The sequence below is a fragment of the Microbulbifer mixtoriginis (SeqCode) genome (assembly GCF_052466695.1).
In genome coordinates this window covers 3,310,001-3,312,500 of record NZ_CP174285.1, presented here as the reverse complement: position 1 = coordinate 3,312,500, position 2,500 = coordinate 3,310,001, and the positions used below count along the sequence as shown (strand labels likewise).

Here is a 2,500-nt window from a genome sequence, read left to right as displayed (position 1 = left end):
AACCAGTACCGTGAGGGAAAGGCGAAAAGAACCCCGGAGAGGGGAGTGAAATAGAACCTGAAACCGTATACGTACAAGCAGTAGGAGCCCTTCGGGGTGACTGCGTACCTTTTGTATAATGGGTCAGCGACTTATTGTCTGTAGCAAGGTTAACCGCTTAGGGGAGCCGTAGAGAAATCGAGTCTTAATAGGGCGTTTAGTTGCAGGCAATAGACCCGAAACCCGGCGATCTATCCATGGGCAGGTTGAAGGTTGAGTAACATCAACTGGAGGACCGAACCCACTAATGTTGAAAAATTAGGGGATGACCTGTGGATCGGAGTGAAAGGCTAATCAAGCCGGGAGATAGCTGGTTCTCCTCGAAAGCTATTTAGGTAGCGCCTCGCGTCTCACCCTCGGGGGTAGAGCACTGTTTGGGCTAGGGGGTCATCCCGACTTACCAACCCCATGCAAACTCCGAATACCGAGGAGTGCAATCGCGGGAGACACACGGCGGGTGCTAACGTCCGTCGTGGAAAGGGAAACAACCCAGACCGCCAGCTAAGGTCCCAAATACCAGTTAAGTGGGAAACGATGTGGGAAGGCCCAGACAGCTAGGAGGTTGGCTTAGAAGCAGCCATCCTTTAAAGAAAGCGTAATAGCTCACTAGTCGAGTCGGCCTGCGCGGAAGATATACCGGGGCTAAAACTGGTAACCGAAGCTGCGGATGCTCTTAGGAGCATGGTAGAGGAGCGTTGTGTAAGCCGTCGAAGGTGGATCGGGAGGTCTGCTGGAGGTATCACAAGTGCGAATGCTGACATGAGTAACGACAAGGGAGGTGAAAAACCTCCCCGCCGGAAGACCAAGGGTTCCTGTCCAACGCTAATCGGGACAGGGTTAGTCGACCCCTAAGGCGAGGGCGAAAGCCGTAGTCGATGGGAAACAGGTTAATATTCCTGTACTCGCTATTGCTGCGACGGAGTGACGGAGAAGGCTAGGCCAGCATGGCGATTGGTTGTCCATGTTTAAGGTTGTAGGCTGGGGACTTAGGCAAATCCGGGTCCCTAAGGCTGAGAACTGATGACGAAGCCCACTTGTGGGTGAAGTGGTTGATGCCCTGCTTCCAGGAAAAACTTCTAAGCTTCAGGCAATAGTGAATCGTACTCTAAACCGACACAGGTGGTCAGGTAGAGAATACCAAGGCGCTTGAGAGAACTCTGGTGAAGGAACTAGGCAAAATGGTACCGTAACTTCGGGAGAAGGTACGCCGGTTTTGGTGATGGGACTTGCTCCCTAAGCTGAGGCCGGTCGAAGTGACCAGGTGGCTGCGACTGTTTATTAAAAACATAGCACTCTGCAAACTCGTAAGAGGACGTATAGGGTGTGACGCCTGCCCGGTGCCGGAAGGTTAATTGATGGGGTTAGCTTCGGCGAAGCTCTTGATCGAAGCCCCGGTAAACGGCGGCCGTAACTATAACGGTCCTAAGGTAGCGAAATTCCTTGTCGGGTAAGTTCCGACCTGCACGAATGGCGTAACGATGGCCACGCTGTCTCCACCAGAGACTCAGTGAAATTGAAATCGCTGTTAAGATGCAGTGTACCCGCGGCTAGACGGAAAGACCCCGTGAACCTTTACTACAGCTTTGCACTGAACTTTGAGCCTACTTGTGTAGGATAGGTGGGAGGCTTTGAAGCAGTAACGCTAGTTATTGTGGAGCCGTCCTTGAAATACCACCCTGGTATGTTTGAGGTTCTAACTCTGGTCCGTTATCCGGATCGAGGACAGTGTATGGTGGGTAGTTTGACTGGGGCGGTCTCCTCCCAAAGAGTAACGGAGGAGTACGAAGGTGCACTCAGCATGGTCGGAAATCATGCAATGAGCATAATGGTATAAGTGCGCTTGACTGCGAGACAGACATGTCGAGCAGGTACGAAAGTAGGTCATAGTGATCCGGTGGTTCTGTATGGAAGGGCCATCGCTCAACGGATAAAAGGTACTCCGGGGATAACAGGCTGATACCGCCCAAGAGTTCACATCGACGGCGGTGTTTGGCACCTCGATGTCGGCTCATCACATCCTGGGGCTGAAGCCGGTCCCAAGGGTATGGCTGTTCGCCATTTAAAGTGGTACGCGAGCTGGGTTTAGAACGTCGTGAGACAGTTCGGTCCCTATCTGCCGTGGGCGTTGGAAATTTGAGAAGAGTTGCTCCTAGTACGAGAGGACCGGAGTGAACGAACCTCTGGTGTTCGGGTTGTCACGCCAGTGGCATTGCCCGGTAGCTATGTTCGGACGGGATAACCGCTGAAAGCATCTAAGCGGGAAGCCTCCTTCAAGATTAGATTTCCCTGACTCCTTGAGAGTCCTAAAGGGCCGTGGAAGACTACCACGTTGATAGGCTGGGTGTGGAAGCGTTGTGAGGCGTTGAGCTAACCAGTACTAATTGCCCGTGCGGCTTGACCATACAACAGAGATGGTTACTAACGACTAGCTAAGCTAGCGGATTGTGGAATGAAAGACACA

At 52.4% G+C, this 2,500-nt stretch carries 1 rRNA gene (only partly in view); it reads left to right on the top strand.

Going from position 1 to position 2,500, the window contains the following annotated elements:
- Positions 1–2,441 (top strand): 23S ribosomal RNA (locus ACJJI0_RS14300); it begins 440 nt to the left of the window's first position.
- The last annotated feature ends 59 nt before the right edge of the window (positions 2,442–2,500 follow it).